The following is a 15,048-nucleotide window of genomic DNA, read 5'->3' as shown; positions in this document are numbered from 1 at the left end:
TGACTACCGCCCCACCTCCAGCGGCGCTCGATCGACCGCTCCTCTCCGGCGACCGCCGCGGCCCCCTAGAATCAGCACCCTGACTCTGCGCTTCGCTCATAGGGGCTCGGCCTCTCCGATACCGAGCTCGGTCCCGCATGAGCGGCCTTCTGCGATGTCCTGCGGTTGCAGATAGATCGTTGAGGCGGCGACGTCGCTGCCAAAGCCTTGTGGATCCGCCGCTTCCGCCCGCGAGGTCTCCTCGGGGCGGATGGAGCGGATCTGGAAGCGGATCACCCGGGTGAACTGGCAGTCCTCGGCGACGGATTCGATGGTGAAAGCCACCGGTGGCCGTGCGGCGCCCCGCACGATGTTGTCCAGCCCGCCGGCGCCGGTCGAGCCTTCGACGAGGTCGATGCCGGCGTCGCTCTGGACGTCGGCGGGCTCGTTCTGCGCGTGCACGTGGCCGGTATTGGTCTGCCGGATCCGGTCGCCGAGCAGTTCCCGTGCCTCGCCCGCCATGACTGACCCGTGGGCGGCGAAGATGTCGAGGAACGGGCGGTCCCGCTCGTTCTCGCCGGTCACGTTGGCGAGGGCGTCGGCAGTGGCGGAGCGCTGGAGGGGGCCGGTGACCGAGCCGTCATCGGAGCCGTAGGCGCCCGGGCCGCCGTAGGTTCGGGGATCGGACACCCCGGCAACTGTCAGGCCGAAGGCCCGCACCATCCCGGCGGTCACTGCGAAGCCATCGGCGGTGGACTGCTTGCCGCCGAGCACCGTGACGCCGGGGATCGTACGCATCACGTCCGCCGTGTCGGGCGAATCGTGGTTGCCGGCGATCCAGAGCATCGGGGTGTCGGCGGTGACGGCCCTCATGGCGTCCAGGTACGTCGAGGTCAGCTCGATCGACGTGCCGAACTCGCTCTCGTCACCGGTATTGACGATGAGGTCTACGTCGTAGCTCTCCGCGTAGGCCTGCACCAGCGGATAGTTCGCGGCCAGGTGCATGTCCGAGATGAACATGATCTGCAGCGCTGTTCCGGCCGCCCGGTCCTCGTCGATCTGTTGCTGCAGGGACGCCTGCAGGCCGACGATCGAACCGAGGACGTCGGACACCTTCGACTGCTGCGTGTAGTAGTCCGCGAGCTGCCCGGGGAACAGCTGGGCGGCGGCCAGGGTTCCGGTCAGCCGTGACTGGCGTGCCCAGTCGGGGTTGTAGGTCACCCAGCCGTACAGCGCGACGGCCATGACGACGGCGAGCGCCGAGCCGAGCTGGCGCATCCGGTGCTGTAGCTCGTCGGGCCGGCGCGGTCGCCCCCGCAGATAGCGCAGGGACATGTTGATGGCGGCGGCGGCGAGCAGGCCGAGCGCGACGCCGAGCACCACTTCGGCGACCAACCAGGCGGCGATCCGCGGGAACTGCTCGGCAGCGTCGGCTTGCAGCCGCTGCGCGAAACCGGCCCGGTCCTCACCGGCCGCCCGGGCCAAGTCGAGGACATCAACGTCCGAGGGCGTGATGCGCACGCCGACCGGCAGCCCGCTGAGGTCGGGGAAGACCCAACTGCCTAGCGTCGTCTCGGCCGAGAGGCCGGGCCGGGTGAGCAGCGAACCCTCCACCCGAAACGGCACGCCTTGCACCGTGGCTCGGTACGGAAAGGAGTGCAGGAGGGCAGCCGCGCCGGCGAGGGGGAGGGCGAGGCGCAGCATCCAGCGAACCAGTCCGGCGAGCACGACGGACAGCGCCGCGGCCGCCCGCCGGGCCACGCGTGCGGCCACCGTGCCGTCAGGAGGCAGCGTGCCCGGGCGCGCAGCGTCCTGCTCTGCATCTCGCTGTCCCTCGCCGTTCCGATGGCCGCTGGGCTGCACCCAGCCATCATCTCCCGGTCGTCCCACCCCGGCCCGGCCACGGCGACATCCGTGCTCGGACATCGGTCTCCGGTGCCCTTATGGTGCGACTGCCGGCCGCAGGTGTGGACCGTGCGGACGTCGACGCGTTCGTGCACCGAGCGAGATCAAGGGTCTGAGGCCGGCGGGGCAGTGGCGGGTCGCGGTCGGTCGCGCTGTCGTCAGCACGCAGCGCGTGGTTCGCCCGATGGGGAAGTCCGCCAGGCGCTCCGCCCATCGGAGGGCGGCCGGCCCAGCGGACGAGGTCCGGGTCAGGGGTTCAGCATCGCGTCGATGCGCGCCGTGTCGTCGTCCGTCCAACCATCGGGCGGCGCGACCGCAGCCCAAGCGTCGAGCAGCAGGTCGTCGTAGTTGTGCCCGTGCCCGTCGGGCACCGATTGGGCGTGGGTCAGGTCGGCGGTCACCTGCCAGAAAGTGACGATGGGGTACCAGCTCATCGAGGGGGAGACGTCCGGGCCGCGGGTCTCGGCCAGCCAGTCGGGTCGCTGGAACAACAGCTCCGGTGTCCACCACACGATGGGGTCCGAGGCGTGCTGCAGGTAGAGGACACGCGGGGCCTCCCACGGAGTGGACGGTTGCGTCAGCTCGCCCGCATTGCCGGCGAAGCGGACCACCAGCCCGTCGGCGTACACCGGCTTCACCTCCGGCGTGCCCGGATCGCGCCGAGCCACCAGCGTCGACCAGAGTTCATTGGAGTGCGGCGGCCCGACCCACAGCACGCCGTCGGCCTGGGCGCGGATGTCGGCCAGCGAGCTGAAGGCGGCCTCCGATCCCTGCGAGCCGAGGCTCTCCCCGTAGACCAGCAGGCGCGGGCGGGCGCCCTGGGGGAGCTGGTCCAGCCGGGCGTGCACCGCGTCGAACAGCAGCCGGCCGGTCTGTTCGGCCCGTGAGCGGTCGACCAGGAAGGACAGCCAGCTGGGCAGGTAGGAGTACTGCGCGGACACGGCGGCGGTGTCCCCGCCGTACATCAGCTCCACGCTGCTGACGGCAGTGTCGTTGACCCAGCCGCTGCCGGTCGAGGTGGCCACCAGCAGCACGGAGCGGTCGAAGGCGCCGGTCCGCTCCAGCTCGGTCACGGCCAGGTCGGCGCGCTCTTGCGGCGTCGGCGCGCTGTCCAGCCCCGCGTAGACCCGGATCCGCTCCGCCGCGCCGCGCCCGGTGACGGCGTCCAGCTGCTGCGGTGTCGGGCCCCCGGTGACGAATCGCCGCCCCTCCCTGCCCAGGGAGTCCCACGAAACGAGGGAGTTCGGCGAGCCGGAGCGAGTGGCGCTGGATGGCTTCTCGACGCCCTCGTGCGTCAGCGAATCGGCGGCGCGGAAGGCGGCGTCGGCCGCCGTCAAGGCCCGCTGCAGCAGCACGTCGTCGGTGACGGAGGCAACGACGACGGCCACCAGGACTGCGGCGACCACCGAGGCCGGCCGGTGGGGCAGCCCCACCCAGCGACGCAGCAGCCGCGCCACCAGGCGGTACAGAGCTCGGACGATCCGGGACAGGGTGATGAGCACGACGGCGACGAGCAGCAGCACAGGTCCGGCGCGCAGCCAGCCGGCGGTCGTACGCCGGTCGATGCCGACGAGCGCGGCGATCTCCCGCTGCCAGCCGGCCGAGACGAGCAACATGACGGTCAGGACAGTGGGGATGGCTCCCAGCAACAACCACCAACCCCAGGCCCCGGCGCGTCGCCGCAGCCGGCGTCCGCCCGCCTCCCGGAGGCGGCGCCACCTGGACCAGCGACGCAACGCCCAGGCCCCCACCACGCCCACGCCATAGCCGGCCGCCGCCGAGATGCCGGATACCACCCCCTGGAAGAGCCAGTCGCGGGGCAGCAGTGACGGCGTCATCGCCAGTGCCGCGAACGCCGTCGCCGTGATCAGCCCGCCCGGATGCGCCCGCAGCCAGGAATTCCCGTGGTCCGCGGGCCACGGCGTTACCTTTGCGCCGGCGAGAACTGGACCATCCTCGGCCGGAGGTCCGTCGGCAGTCACCGTCGTCGGGCGGGAGGAGTGCGGCAGAGGATTCCGGCGGCCTCGGTGTCGGTCTTCGCCGGCCCGGCGTCGGAGGGCCGGCCCTGGGCGGTAAGCATCATCGAGGTGGCTCCATTGCTCGTTCCTACCCGGCGCTGCCCGGCCGAGACGCCTGGGAAGCATGTGGGGGGGCGGACCGGGCGTCAGTAGGTGCGGCGCAGCCGCATGCTCAGCGGGCGGCCATCGGGGTCCAGCACGGACCGGTAGAGCGGATCGATGATTCCCCGACGCCAGAACGGCAGATCGGCGGCCCCGGCCGGAAGCGGGTGGCAGCGCAGCCGGCCCGGCGGGCGGTCCCCGCATCCCCGCGCGTGCCACGTGTCCAGAGCGGCAGCGCTGGCCCTGACGGCGTCGGCCGCGGTGTCGGGGTCGAGTAGTGCGTCGTCGACATCGGTGCCGAGGTGCTCGCGCATCAGCCGCAGCCGCAGATCTCGTGCGAAGCAGCGGGCGCCGTCGCCCAGTCCGCCGGGATCGTGTGGTTCCCGGCCGTCATGGCGGTCGTCGACGACCGCCGCGGCCAGTTCGCTGTCGTGCGTCCAGGAGCGGACGTTGAAGTTGTCGCTGCCGACGACGGCCCATACGTCGTCGACGATGCAGACCTTGGCGTGGACGTAGATCGGCGTGCCGGCGCGGTTCTCCACGTCGAGGACCTGCACTCGTTCGCCGCCGGCGGAGCGGACCATGGCCAGTGCCTCGGCGTGGCCGTGTCGGGCGGCGGTCGCGTAGGACGCGCCGTCCCCGTCGGGATGCCGGGGGACGACGGCGATCAAGTGCAACCGCGGAGCGCGACGCAGTGCGGTGGCGAAGGTCCGGGCGACGTCGACCGACCACAGGTACTGGTCCTCGATGTACACCAGCCGCTGGGCGCGGTCGAGGGCCTTGGCGTAAGCCCGGGCGATGCTGCGCTCGCCGCGCGGGGCGAAGGGGTACGCCGGCCGGCGGCGCGGATAGGTGCGTAGCAACTGCACGGCACAGGATCCCTCGGCCGGCGGGTCGTCGAGAGGTGCGGGCAGTGGCCGGGCGGCGCGGTCCACCCCGTGCAGCCGGTTCGGGAGCAGGTGCCAGGGCAACCGCACCAGCGCGGCCGGATCGTTCCAGCGCTCCCGGACGACCTCTTCGGCGTCTCGGACGGCGGGGCCTCGCAGCTGCAGCTGCACGTCGTGCCAGGGTGGGGTCGGGCCATAGGCGGCGGCCAGGGGCGCGGTCTGCGGATCTCCGGTGTGAGCGGCGTCGTCACCCCGGCTGTGTGCCAGGTCGATCCCGCCGAGGAAAGCGACGTCCCGCTCGAGCCGGCCGGGGTGCCGCACCACCACGAGTTTCTGGTGGTGACTGCCACGGCTGCGGATCCGCATGTCGAGCAGAATCTGCCCGCCGACCTTCCGCAGCACGGTGGCCACCTGCCGGTTCTGCCGGGCGGAGTAGGTCAGTGCGCTGGCGTGCGAATGCCAAAGCAGGCCTCTGACCAGCGCACCACGGGACGCCGCCGCGCTCAGCAGCTCACCCAGGGTGCGTCCGGTACCAGCGAGCCGTTGACTCGTGTCGGCCCGCCAGCCCAGGAGTAGCACCAGATCGTCAGCGTCGGTGCCGTCGAGCTCCTCGGCCAGGCGAGTGAAGTAGGAACGGCCGTCCACCAGAGCGCGTACCCCGTTGCCCTCGGTGAACGCGCGCAGCCGGGTCGAGTCGTTGCCCCGCTCCGCTGCGCTGAGCAGCCAGTCCCGGGGCCCTCGACTGCCCGGTCGGGTCAGGTCCAGCGCCCGGCGTACGAGCGGCAGCAGTTCCTCGGCGTTGGGCGCCCACACCACAGGCACACTGCCGGCTCCAAGGGTCGGGGATGCCGAACGGCTCTCGTCAACGGGAGTGGGCGCCGCGACCGAGCGGAGCACGATCGCGGCGACGCGAGCGGGGTGTTGTCGCGCGAGCTGGTCGAACAGCTCAGGGTCGTGCCCGCCGTCGTCACCGACCAGCACCCACCTGCGGATCGGGTCGGCAGCCATCAGATCCAGCATCGCCTGGAGCTTGCCGGCTCGACCCCGGCCCAGGAGGTACCCGGCGAGCGGGCCACGACCGGTCAGGTGCAGCGCTCCGGGGGGATGCGCCTCCTCGTGGAGCAGCCGCAGCAGCGGACGGTGGGCGGCGGCCGGCAGGGCGCTGACGTAGTGCACGGGGGTGCCCGGAGCGCTGTTGAGCAGCCCCTGCACCAGCCCGGACATGCCCAGCACGGTGCGCCGGTCCCGGCTGGCGTGCACGAGGAGCCCACGCAGCCGGCGGGCGTGCGTCCGCATCGATCCGAACGGCAGCGCCCCGTCGAGGTCGTACACCACCCCCAGGCCCCGTGCGCTCACCGGATGGAACCTGCGGCTGTCTGGTTGCCCGAGTCGCAGCTCTCCGGGAGTCGGTCGGGCCGGCGGGCGGTCAGCCGCTGGTAGCGCTGGGCGGCGAGCTGCGCCGGCGCGCTGAAGGCGGCCGCGAACTGGTTCACGTAGAAGACCAGCAGGTTCACCGGCGCCTGAGCGGTCTGAGTGAGCTCGGTCGCGCCGCGGGTGCGCTTTCGGAACAGGAGAACGGAGCCGACGAGGAGGGTGGCGCCCACGTCGGGGTCGAGCACTGCTCGTTCCAGCAGCAGGAGCACACCGCGCCTGTCCTCGATGCCGACCCAGGCGGACCCGTCGGTCCACGTCAAGACCGTGCCGGTGGATGCGTTGCCAGAATCGAGGGTGATCGCGCCGATGGTCACCAGGTCCGCCAGAGCCGACAGCCCGAGAACTCGCAGCGCCACAACTAGAGCGGGGCGGAGCCGGGAGCGGGTCAGCCAGCAGTCCACGAGCGCCCGGACGTCTGTGTGCGTGCGGCTCACCCCGAGGGCCCTCGCGGCTCGGGTCGGCAACGCCCCCGGTGGACACGTGTCCAGCAGTGCGCCGGCCAGCTGCTGCCGATCCGGATCTCGCGCGTCGATCGACGTGGGCATGCCCCACTCAAGCCGACAACCAGGTGATCGACCAACCGGGTGACGGAGCTCGGGAGAGGAAACCGGCTCCAGTGAGACCTGAGGCATCCTGCGGCGGGTTCTTGTCGCGGGCCGGGCGTCTGACCACTCGGACCCGGCTCGGAGGTCAGAAGCTGCACGGCGACGTCCGGAGGGGACCGGAGGTCGGCGCGACCGCGCGGACGTCGAGCCGGACTGATCAGTGCAGCAGCACCATGATGGCTACCAGAACGGTACCGACGCCGGAACCGGGCGCGACATGGCACACGAACTCGAGCACGCCCAGGTGCGAGCGCAACCCATCCAGGAGCGCCCACCCGGCGAGGATCGCCGTGATGGTCCACAGGCCGGCCAGCGCAGCCGCGTTCGGACCGGCACCGAGTACGTCGGCGAGCACGACCACGGCCAGTGGAAGGAACGAGGCGCCGACCAGCGTCCACTCCTCCGCGAGCGGAGGTCCCACCTCTCGTCGGTCGACCCGTCGCCCCGACTACAGGTGGCGCCCGACGAGTTCGGCATAGACGTGCGCGCGCCAGTAGACGATCTGCGTCAGGAGGGTGAGGGTGATCAGGAGGGAGACTCGACCGGCTCTGGGCGGCGATCAGCGCATCGGCCAGCAGGGAGCCATGTACAGCACCGGCTGGGTTGCGAGTGCGCTGGGTCTCCGAACGTCCGGGCCGTCAGGCTGCCTGGGTTCAGCATCGCCGCCACGAATGCCGGTGGCATCTCGCGCAGATGCAGCGGCAGCTGGCCGCGGCCAGCCGCCGATGATCGCCCGGCGCTCGTGGTCGGCCTCGCCCAACCCGAACCTCACGTGCAGATCCAGAGGTGCGGCGACGGCCCGGCGGACACGATCAGCCGGAAACGGCGATGTCGCCCTGCGCCACCGCACACAACACGGTCTCGCCGTCACGCACAACGGAGACGTCGCAGCGGCAGACGACCCGGCTCCGTCCCGCCCGGACGACGTAAGCCTCCGCGCGAAGCAACTTCCCCTGCGCCGGGCGCAGGTAGTCGATAGAGAACCCGCCGGTCAGGACCCTGCCGTCGGTAGCGGACCCGGCCGCGAAGGTGAGGGCGTTGTCCGCGGCATAACTCAGCACGCCGCCGTGCACGAAGCCGTGCTGCTGGAGCAGGTCCTCGCGGACGTCGACCTCGAGGACCGCGTGCCCACCGCCGAAGGCGGTGATTCTCGCGCCCACGAGCACGCTGAAGGGCTGCTTCGCCAGGACCGCCTGGGCCTGCTCCACGCTCGCGGCTCCCACACCTCAACCCTAGAGCAGAGCCAGGATGACCCCGGCGAGGTCAGCACGGATCTATGAGCCGCTGGAGACGTCCGATACGCCGATCCTGTTCCGGACGACGCTTGGGGACGGAGCTGGAGTCCGCACCAGCCCCGAAGGTCCGTTCCTATAGGCTTGGTCGAGCCACCTTGCGGTCAGGAGGCGGGGCGCTGAGTCCGAGAGGCGGACGTCCTCTTCGGGGCGGGCGGCGTCGGGCAGCAGGCGGTCGAGCCAGGGCGTCGCAGATGTGCTCGGGCGGGTGGTGGCGAGGTAAGCGGCGGCCTGGTGCAGGGCGTGGAAGCCGGCGTCGAGGTCGAGGTTGCGACGTTCGATCACTCCGTCGGTGTAGAGCACGAGGGTATCGGCGGTGCCAATCGGCGTGCGGGCGTCGGTGAAGGAGATCTCGGAGTGCACGCCCAGCATGGCGGCGCCGCGGGGTGGTTGCAGCAGCCGGGGCCCGGCGGGGGTGATCAGCAGGGGTGGCAGGTGGCCGACCTGCGACCAGGAGAGGGGGGCGACAGGAAGAGCTGGTCGTCGCCCTGAGGCCGACGTGGGTGGACGGGTGCCCAGACCCTGTCCTGACTGGAAGCCCACGTGCCAGGCCCTTCGCCCGGCACGTGCGGCCGATGATCCTGACGGGGCACCCGGCGAGATCGGTCACGACGCCGGCCCGAGAAGCAGGCCAGGGCGTGCCTTATCCGTGCCTTAAGCACCGGCCAAAAGGGGCGGTCAGCGGTCAACAAGGGTCAGCACCGTCAGGGCACGGGAGCGGCGTCACAGCCCAGTTGAGCTGCGCCGACGGGCAAACGAGCTGGCTAGAGCATGGAGCGGGTGACCGGGATCGAACCGGCATGGCCAGCTTGGAAGGCTGGGTCCCTCCACCCGTATCTTTGCTGGTTCTAGCCTAGACCGCCAGTGTTCGTGCCTTCCGTGTGCCTTTTGAGCGCGGCGCCCGATTCGCTGGTCAATGCCTACGGTGCACCGTTCGGCCGAGGTGCATGGGCGGCGCCGGGCGCTTAGCTCGGTGAAGAGTGTGGGAGGGGTCGGCACCCACTCCTCGCTCAGCCATGGGGGCTCGACGTAGCGCGAACGACACACGGGCGTCGGGGCCTACAGGCCGTCGAGCGGCCCGGTCGCCTGTGAGCCAGCGAGAATGAGCTGCCGGCCTCGGCGCCGTGCGGGTTGAAGTCAAAGCACTGCGCGTAGTGGCCGGCCCGATCTCTCGGGGGAGGTCTGCTCGGACGGTCACACCGCTGCCGAGCAGGTCCGGGCGGTCCCGCACCGCTGTCGAGCGGACCGCAGACACGACCCGCTCTGTCCGGGCTCCGCGCCGTTCCGACCACGCCGCACGACGGGTCGAGCCACCTTGCGAGGCCGCTGCCGGTCAGTCCTCCAAGCCCTCCTGTTCGGCGTAGGTGTCCAGCAACGCGCGGGCGCGGGCACCCGCAGCGCCCTCCTGATCCAGTGCAGAGCGGAACGAGTCCAGCTTCTGCTCGCCTGCCGGGAAGGGAGGCAGCAGGGGGACGTCGGGGTCGGTGCGTACCTCGATGACGACAGGCCGGTCGGCGGTCAGCGCTCGGTCCCATGCCGGCCCGAGATCGGCGGGATCCTCGACTCGGATGCCGGTCAGCCCTAGCAGGTCGGCGTAGCCGGCGTAGGGGAAGTCGGGCAGCGCCTGGCTGTCGTCGAAGCGCGGGTCTCCCTCCATCTCCCGCTGCTCCCAGGTCACCTCGGCGAGGTCGCGGTTGGTCAGGACGCAGACGACGAACCGCGGGTCGACCCACTGCCGCCAGCGGTGCGCGACCGTGACCAGCTCGGCGTTGCCGAGCATCTGCATGGCGCCGTCGCCGGAGAGTGCGACGGCCGGCCGATCCGGTGCGGCCAGTTTCGCTGCCACTCCGTAGGGCACCGCGCAGCCCATGCAGGCCAGCGTGCTGGACAGGTGCGCGGGCACACCGCGGGGCAGCCGCAGCTGCCGGGCGTACCAGTAGGTGACCGAGCCGACGTCGACGGCGACTTGGGCGTCGACCGGTAGCCGCGGGCTCAACTCGGCGAAGACCGCCTCGGGGTTGACCGGCGTGGCCGGCGTCGCTGCCCGCTGCGCGGACAGCTCGTGCCACGACCGAACGGCGTCCTCGACCTCGGCCCGCCACGGCGACCCACTGCGGTCCTCGAGGAGCGGCAGCAGCGCCCGCAAGGTCTCGGCGGCGTCGCCAGGCAAGCCGACCTCGATCGGGTAGCGGTCCCCCAGGTGGCGGCCGTCGACGTCGACCTGAACGGCCCGGGCCTGGCCAGGAGCGGGGTAGAACTCGGTCCACGGGTCATTGGTGCCGACCATCAGGAGGGTGTCGCAGCCGCCGAGCAGGGCGGCGGACGCCGTCGTGCCCAGGTGGCCCATGACCCCGGCGGCGGCCGGGTGCGCCTCGTCGACGTAGGGCTTGCCGAGCAGGCTGGTGGCGATCCCGGCACCCAGCCGGTCGGCGACGGCGACGACGTCCTGCTGGGCGCCGCGGGCGCCCTGGCCGACCAGCAGGGCCACCCGCTGCCCGGCGTTGAGGACTTCCGCGGCGGCGCGCAGGTCCTCCTCGGCGGGCAGGTGCCGCCCGCGCCGCCAGGTCGGCGCGGTGACGACGACGCCGTGCTCCTGCTCCGGCTCGGGAGCCGGCTGCTGCTGCACGTCGTGCGGCAGGACGACGACGGTCGGGGAGCGGGTCTCCAGCGCGGTGCGGAAGGCGCGGTCGAGCACCAGCTGCGCCTGCTGGGGGGCGGTGACCGTCTGGGCGAACTGCGCGGCGACGTCCTTGACCAGCGAGAGCAGGTCGATCTCCTGCTGGTACTCCGCGCCCAGCACGGTGCGCTGCTGCTGGCCCATGATCGCGACCACGGGCACGCTGTCGAGCTTGGCGTCGTACAGGCCGTTGAGCAGGTGCACCGCCCCCGGCCCCTGCGTGGAGAGGACGACGCCGACGCCGCCGGTGTACTTGGCGTGCCCTACCGCCATGAACGCCGCGGCCTCCTCATGCCGGGCCTGCACGAACGCGGGGTCGCCGTCGGCCCGGCGCAGCGCGCCCATGACCGCGTTGATGCCGTCGCCGGAGTAGCCGAACACCCGCGGGACGCCCCAGGCACGCAGCCGCTCGACGACCAGGTCCGCGACCAGCCGCTCGCTCATCGCGGCATTCCGGCCGCGCGCCGCACCAGGTCGTCGTAGACCGACGGGTCGTCGGAGTCCACCACCGGGTAGCCGGCATCGGAGGAGTGCTGCTCGGTGCCGGGATTGTGCACGTCGGACCCGTCGGCGAGGAAGAAGTGCGGGCTGCCCTGCACCTCACCGGCGTGCGCGCGGTAGTCGGCCATCATCGGGCCCCGCGCGCGGCCGTCGTCCAGCGCCGCGGCCAGCGCGCCGGCGTCCACGGCGTCGCAGCCGCGGGCCACGTCCACGATCTCGTGCAGCATCGAGATGCACCGGCTGTCGCGGAAGAAGGCCAGCCGCAGCGCCATGTCCAGCTGCTCGGCAGCGGCGGGGGACTGCGCCTTGGCCGCGCGCACCGCCTCGTTCGCCAGCAGCACGGTCACCGGCCAGTCCGAGGGCTGGCCCTGCCACGGGGTGATGCCGAGGTCGGGCTCGAGCTGACCGACGACCGGCAGCTCGGCGTTCAGCATGCGCATGGGGATGGGGAAGGAGTTGACGTCCTCCAAGAGGAAGAGCCGGTGGTCCACCCGGACGGCGTCATCCAGGCCGAGCCGCGACCGCGCCGCGTAGAAGCGGTGCAACGCGACGGTCGACCACGCGCAGATCACGTCGGTGTAGACGGCCACGGTCCCGGGGGTGACGTCGACGGTCATGGTCGCGCCCTACCCGCGTGACGTCCCGGCACGCACCCGGGCGCCACCTTGCCCGGCCAGCGCCCGAGCGGGGACGTGGACGTCGCTGCGCGTGGTGAGGCCGGGCGAATCAGCTCTTGTTCCCCGGCTCGTTGCGACGGGTCTCGAAGGTCTTGTGCCCGTTGGGGCAGGGCGGGATCTCGTCGCCCTGCTGCACGTGCACCTTCTCGCTGCAGTGGGCGCAGTAGAAGTCGCCTGTCTTCTGCGCCTTCTCGCCGGCGTGGGCGGCCATGGATGCCTCCTGGGTGGGATGGGAGATAGGCGGTCAGTGCAGGGCCAGTCCGCCGCCCTGCGCCCGGCTGTCCGGATCGATGCCGAGCTCGCGGAGGAGGTCGGCATCGCGCACGGTGTCGACCTCCACGTCGAGCTCGTCCGCTGCCCGACGGGCCGCGTCGACACGTCCGCCTGTCCGCAGCACCTGGACGACGTGCGACCTGTCGATGTTCACGCGGTACCTCCCGTTCCCGGCGGATCTCCGGGTGCCGGTGTGATCGGACGTGCCGGCGGCGCCCGCCGTGATGCGGTCTGACTGGGTCAGGACGACGGGTCGAGGACGACCTTGGTCCAGCCGGTCTGCCGCTGGTCGAAGGTCTCGTAGGCGTCGAGCACCGAGGGCATGTCATCGACCTGGGTCAGCACCGTCGAGGGGTCGATCGCGCCGGTGCGCACCAGGTCGAGCAGGTGCGGGATGTAGCGGCGGTGGTTGCAGTTGCCCATCTTCACGGTGAGGTTCTTGTTCATCGCCGCACCGGTCGGAAAGCTGGTCATCTGCGGCGGGTAGACGCCGATGATCCCGATGCTGCCGGCCTTGGCGACGGCCTCGACGGCCCACTGCAGCGACTGGCTGGGCGCGTCGCCGGGCACCCAGGTGTCGCCCTGCGGGTTCTGCTCGGGGGCCACCTGCGAGCGCTCCTGCTCGAACTGCCCGGCCTGCTGCTCGGCCGCTTCGGCCGCCGGCCCGCTCTTCGGGCGCTGCGCGTCCACGCCGACGGCGTCGATCACCCGGTCGACGCCGATGCCACCGGTCAGCTCCTTGACCACGGCCACTGGATCCTCGGCGTTGAAGTCGATCGCCTCACCGCCGCGGGCACGGGCCTGGTCCAGCCGCGAGCCGATGCCGTCGACGACGAGCACCCGCCCGGCCCCCTGCTGGAAGGCGCTGGTGACGGCGAACTGGCCGACCGGCCCTGCGCCGAGCACCAGCACGGTGTCGCCCTGGCCGACCTCGGCCAGCCGGGCGCCGAACCAGGCCGTCGGGTAGATGTCCGACAGCATGATCGCCGCGTCGTCGCCGACCTCGTCGGGCAGCCACACCGGTCCCACATGCGCGAAGGGGATGCGGGCGTACTGCGCCTGCAGGCCGTCGACCGGGCCGGTGGTCTGCGGCCCGCCGAAGAAGCAGGTGCCCGCGTCGGCGCCGTTGGGGTTGGCGTTGTCGCACTGGGCGTAGTAGCCGGCCCGGCAGTACGAGCACGTGCCGCAGGCGACGGTGGAGGGGATGACCACCCGGTCGCCCGGCCGCAGGTTCCGGACCCCCGACCCGACCTCGCGCACGACGCCGACCGCCTCGTGGCCGAGGATCGTGCCCTCGACCATCCCGCTCATCGTGCCCCGCACGAAGTGCAGGTCGGTGCCGCAGATCGCGCTCGCGGTGATCTCCACGATCGCGTCGGTCGAATCCTGGATGGTCGGATCGGGGACGTCGTCCAACCGGATGTCCCCGACGCCGTGCCACACCACTGCCTTCACGTGTCCTCCTGGAACGAGCATGCACCGCGGACCTGGGCTCGATCGCGGCCGTCGCCGTTCGCGCCCTACCCGGTCGGACGGCGCTCACCCGTCCCCGTCGCGATGCGTCCCGTCGAGGAGAGGCGGGTAGGGGCGCCCTGCTCGAGCAGCCGGGCGCCGCAGACCACCGGCAGGAGCCGCCGTGAAAATCGTCATGTCCCTGTACCCCGCGCCCGAGAGCGGCGCCCCGCCAGAGCTGCTCGGCTGCGCCGAGAACGCGCTCGGGCTGCGCGAGTGGCTGGAGGGCGAGGGGCACCAGGTCGTCTCCACGTCGGCCCGCGAGGGCGAGGAGCTCACGAAGGAGCTCGCGGACGCCGAGGTGCTGATCACCACGCCGTTCTGGCCGGTCTACGCCGACCGGGAGCTGCTCGAAGCCGCTCGTGAGCTGAAGCTGGTGCTGACCGCCGGCGTGGGCTCCGACCACGTCGACCTGCGCGCCGCCGCGGACCGCGGCCTGCTCGTCGCCGAGCAGACCGGCAGCAACGTGGTGAGCGTCGCCGAGCACGCGGTCATGCAGCTGCTCGCGCTCGTGCGCAACTACGTGCCGGCCTACCAGCAGGTCGTCGACGGCCGCTGGGACATCGGCGAGATCGCCGCCCGCTCCTGGGACCTGGAGCGCAAGACCGTCGGCATCTACGGCGCCGGCGCCATCGGCCAGCTCATCGCGATCCGGCTCAAGGGCTTCGACGTGGAGACCCTCTACTACAAGCGCACCCGCCTGGAGCACCCGCAGGAGCAGGTCATCGGGGCGCGGTACGCGCGGCTGGAGGAGATGCAGGAGCGCTGCGACGCCATCGTCATCACCGCGCCGCTGACGCCCGAGACCGAGAAGCTGTTCGACCGCGACGTCCTGTCCGGCATGAAGAAGGGCGCCTGGATCGTCAACGTCGCCCGCGGCGGCATCGTCGACACCGAGGCCCTCGTGGAGGCGCTGGAGTCAGGGCATCTCGGCGGCTACGCCGGCGACGTCTGGTACCCCGAGCCCGCGCCCGCCGACCACCCGTGGCGGCGGATGCCGAACCACATGCTGACCCCGCACGTGTCCGGGACGACGCTCGACGCCCAGCGCCGGTACGCCGCCGACACCCGGCTGTGCCTGGAGGCCTACCTGGCGGGGGAGCCGCTGGAGAAGGACCACGTCATCGTCCAGGACGGCGAGATCGTCGGCGGCGCCTACAAGGCGGCCTTCTCGGGTTGATCGGCC

General features: G+C 71.9%; 13 protein-coding genes and 1 tRNA gene. 1 reads left to right on the top strand and 13 read right to left on the bottom strand.

Annotation, left to right across the window (positions count from 1 at the left end; genetic code table 11):
* Positions 1 to 96: 96 nt before the first annotated feature.
* From DQ237_RS15125 to DQ237_RS15070, 13 genes are all read right to left on the bottom strand, one after another.
* The gene (locus DQ237_RS15125) at positions 97 to 1,842 is read right to left on the bottom strand and encodes a metallophosphoesterase (protein ID WP_240619659.1); all 1,746 of its coding nucleotides are present in this window, start codon (positions 1,840 to 1,842) and stop codon (positions 97 to 99) included.
* A 290-nt stretch (positions 1,843 to 2,132) separates the two neighbouring features.
* The gene (locus tag DQ237_RS15120; RefSeq protein WP_166509634.1) at positions 2,133 to 3,722 is read right to left on the bottom strand and encodes an alpha/beta-hydrolase family protein; all 1,590 of its coding nucleotides are present in this window, start codon (positions 3,720 to 3,722) and stop codon (positions 2,133 to 2,135) included.
* A gap of 326 nt (positions 3,723 to 4,048) precedes the next feature.
* Positions 4,049 to 6,247, bottom strand: coding sequence for a phosphatase domain-containing protein (locus DQ237_RS15115; RefSeq protein ID WP_113800958.1), 2,199 nt, complete (start codon positions 6,245 to 6,247; stop codon positions 4,049 to 4,051).
* Positions 6,244 to 6,870 carry a hypothetical protein gene (locus tag DQ237_RS15110; protein WP_166509633.1) on the bottom strand — a complete coding sequence of 209 codons (627 nt, stop codon included), beginning with the start codon at positions 6,868 to 6,870 and terminating at the stop codon, positions 6,244 to 6,246. Before DQ237_RS15110 ends, DQ237_RS15115 begins: the two co-directional genes overlap by 4 nt.
* Positions 6,871 to 7,087: 217 nt before the next feature.
* Positions 7,088 to 7,351, bottom strand: a complete 264-nt coding sequence (locus DQ237_RS15105) for a hypothetical protein (RefSeq protein ID WP_113800956.1) — start codon at positions 7,349 to 7,351, stop codon at positions 7,088 to 7,090.
* A gap of 391 nt (positions 7,352 to 7,742) precedes the next feature.
* Positions 7,743 to 8,138 carry a PaaI family thioesterase gene (locus DQ237_RS15100; RefSeq protein ID WP_240619658.1) on the bottom strand — a complete coding sequence of 132 codons (396 nt, stop codon included), beginning with the start codon at positions 8,136 to 8,138 and terminating at the stop codon, positions 7,743 to 7,745.
* A gap of 66 nt (positions 8,139 to 8,204) precedes the next feature.
* Positions 8,205 to 8,765 (bottom strand): SpoIIE family protein phosphatase, encoded by a 561-nt coding sequence (locus DQ237_RS15095; protein WP_166509632.1) that lies wholly within the window; start codon positions 8,763 to 8,765, stop codon positions 8,205 to 8,207.
* A gap of 229 nt (positions 8,766 to 8,994) precedes the next feature.
* Positions 8,995 to 9,056, bottom strand: a tRNA-OTHER gene (locus tag DQ237_RS19800).
* A 499-nt stretch (positions 9,057 to 9,555) separates the two neighbouring features.
* Complete coding sequence (locus DQ237_RS15090; RefSeq protein WP_113800953.1) at positions 9,556 to 11,343, bottom strand: thiamine pyrophosphate-requiring protein; 1,788 nt, start codon at positions 11,341 to 11,343, stop codon at positions 9,556 to 9,558.
* Entirely contained in the window at positions 11,340 to 12,017 is a 678-nt protein-coding gene (locus DQ237_RS15085; RefSeq protein ID WP_113800952.1) for a DsbA family protein, read from the bottom strand. Before DQ237_RS15085 ends, DQ237_RS15090 begins: the two co-directional genes overlap by 4 nt.
* Positions 12,018 to 12,126: 109 nt before the next feature.
* A complete protein-coding gene (locus DQ237_RS15080; RefSeq protein WP_091378987.1) occupies positions 12,127 to 12,288 on the bottom strand; it encodes an alpha helical protein in 162 nt (53 codons plus the stop codon).
* A 33-nt stretch (positions 12,289 to 12,321) separates the two neighbouring features.
* Positions 12,322 to 12,504: a hypothetical protein gene (locus DQ237_RS15075; protein WP_113800951.1), complete on the bottom strand. Its 183-nt coding sequence runs from the start codon at positions 12,502 to 12,504 to the stop codon at positions 12,322 to 12,324.
* Positions 12,505 to 12,590: 86 nt separating this feature from the next.
* Positions 12,591 to 13,805 (bottom strand): zinc-dependent alcohol dehydrogenase, encoded by a 1,215-nt coding sequence (locus tag DQ237_RS15070; protein WP_113800950.1) that lies wholly within the window; start codon positions 13,803 to 13,805, stop codon positions 12,591 to 12,593.
* A 181-nt stretch (positions 13,806 to 13,986) separates the two neighbouring features.
* On the opposite strand from DQ237_RS15070, the gene DQ237_RS15065 reads away from it, so the two are divergent.
* On the top strand, positions 13,987 to 15,042 hold the full coding sequence (locus DQ237_RS15065; RefSeq protein WP_205730236.1) for an NAD-dependent formate dehydrogenase: 1,056 nt from the start codon (positions 13,987 to 13,989) through the stop codon (positions 15,040 to 15,042).
* Positions 15,043 to 15,048: the final 6 nt, after the last annotated feature.

Source organism: Blastococcus sp. TF02-8 (assembly GCF_003319175.1).
Classification (GTDB): Bacteria; Actinomycetota; Actinomycetes; order Mycobacteriales; family Geodermatophilaceae; genus Blastococcus.
Note: the sequence above shows the minus strand (reverse complement) of the source record. Positions and strands in the feature narration are given on the sequence as shown.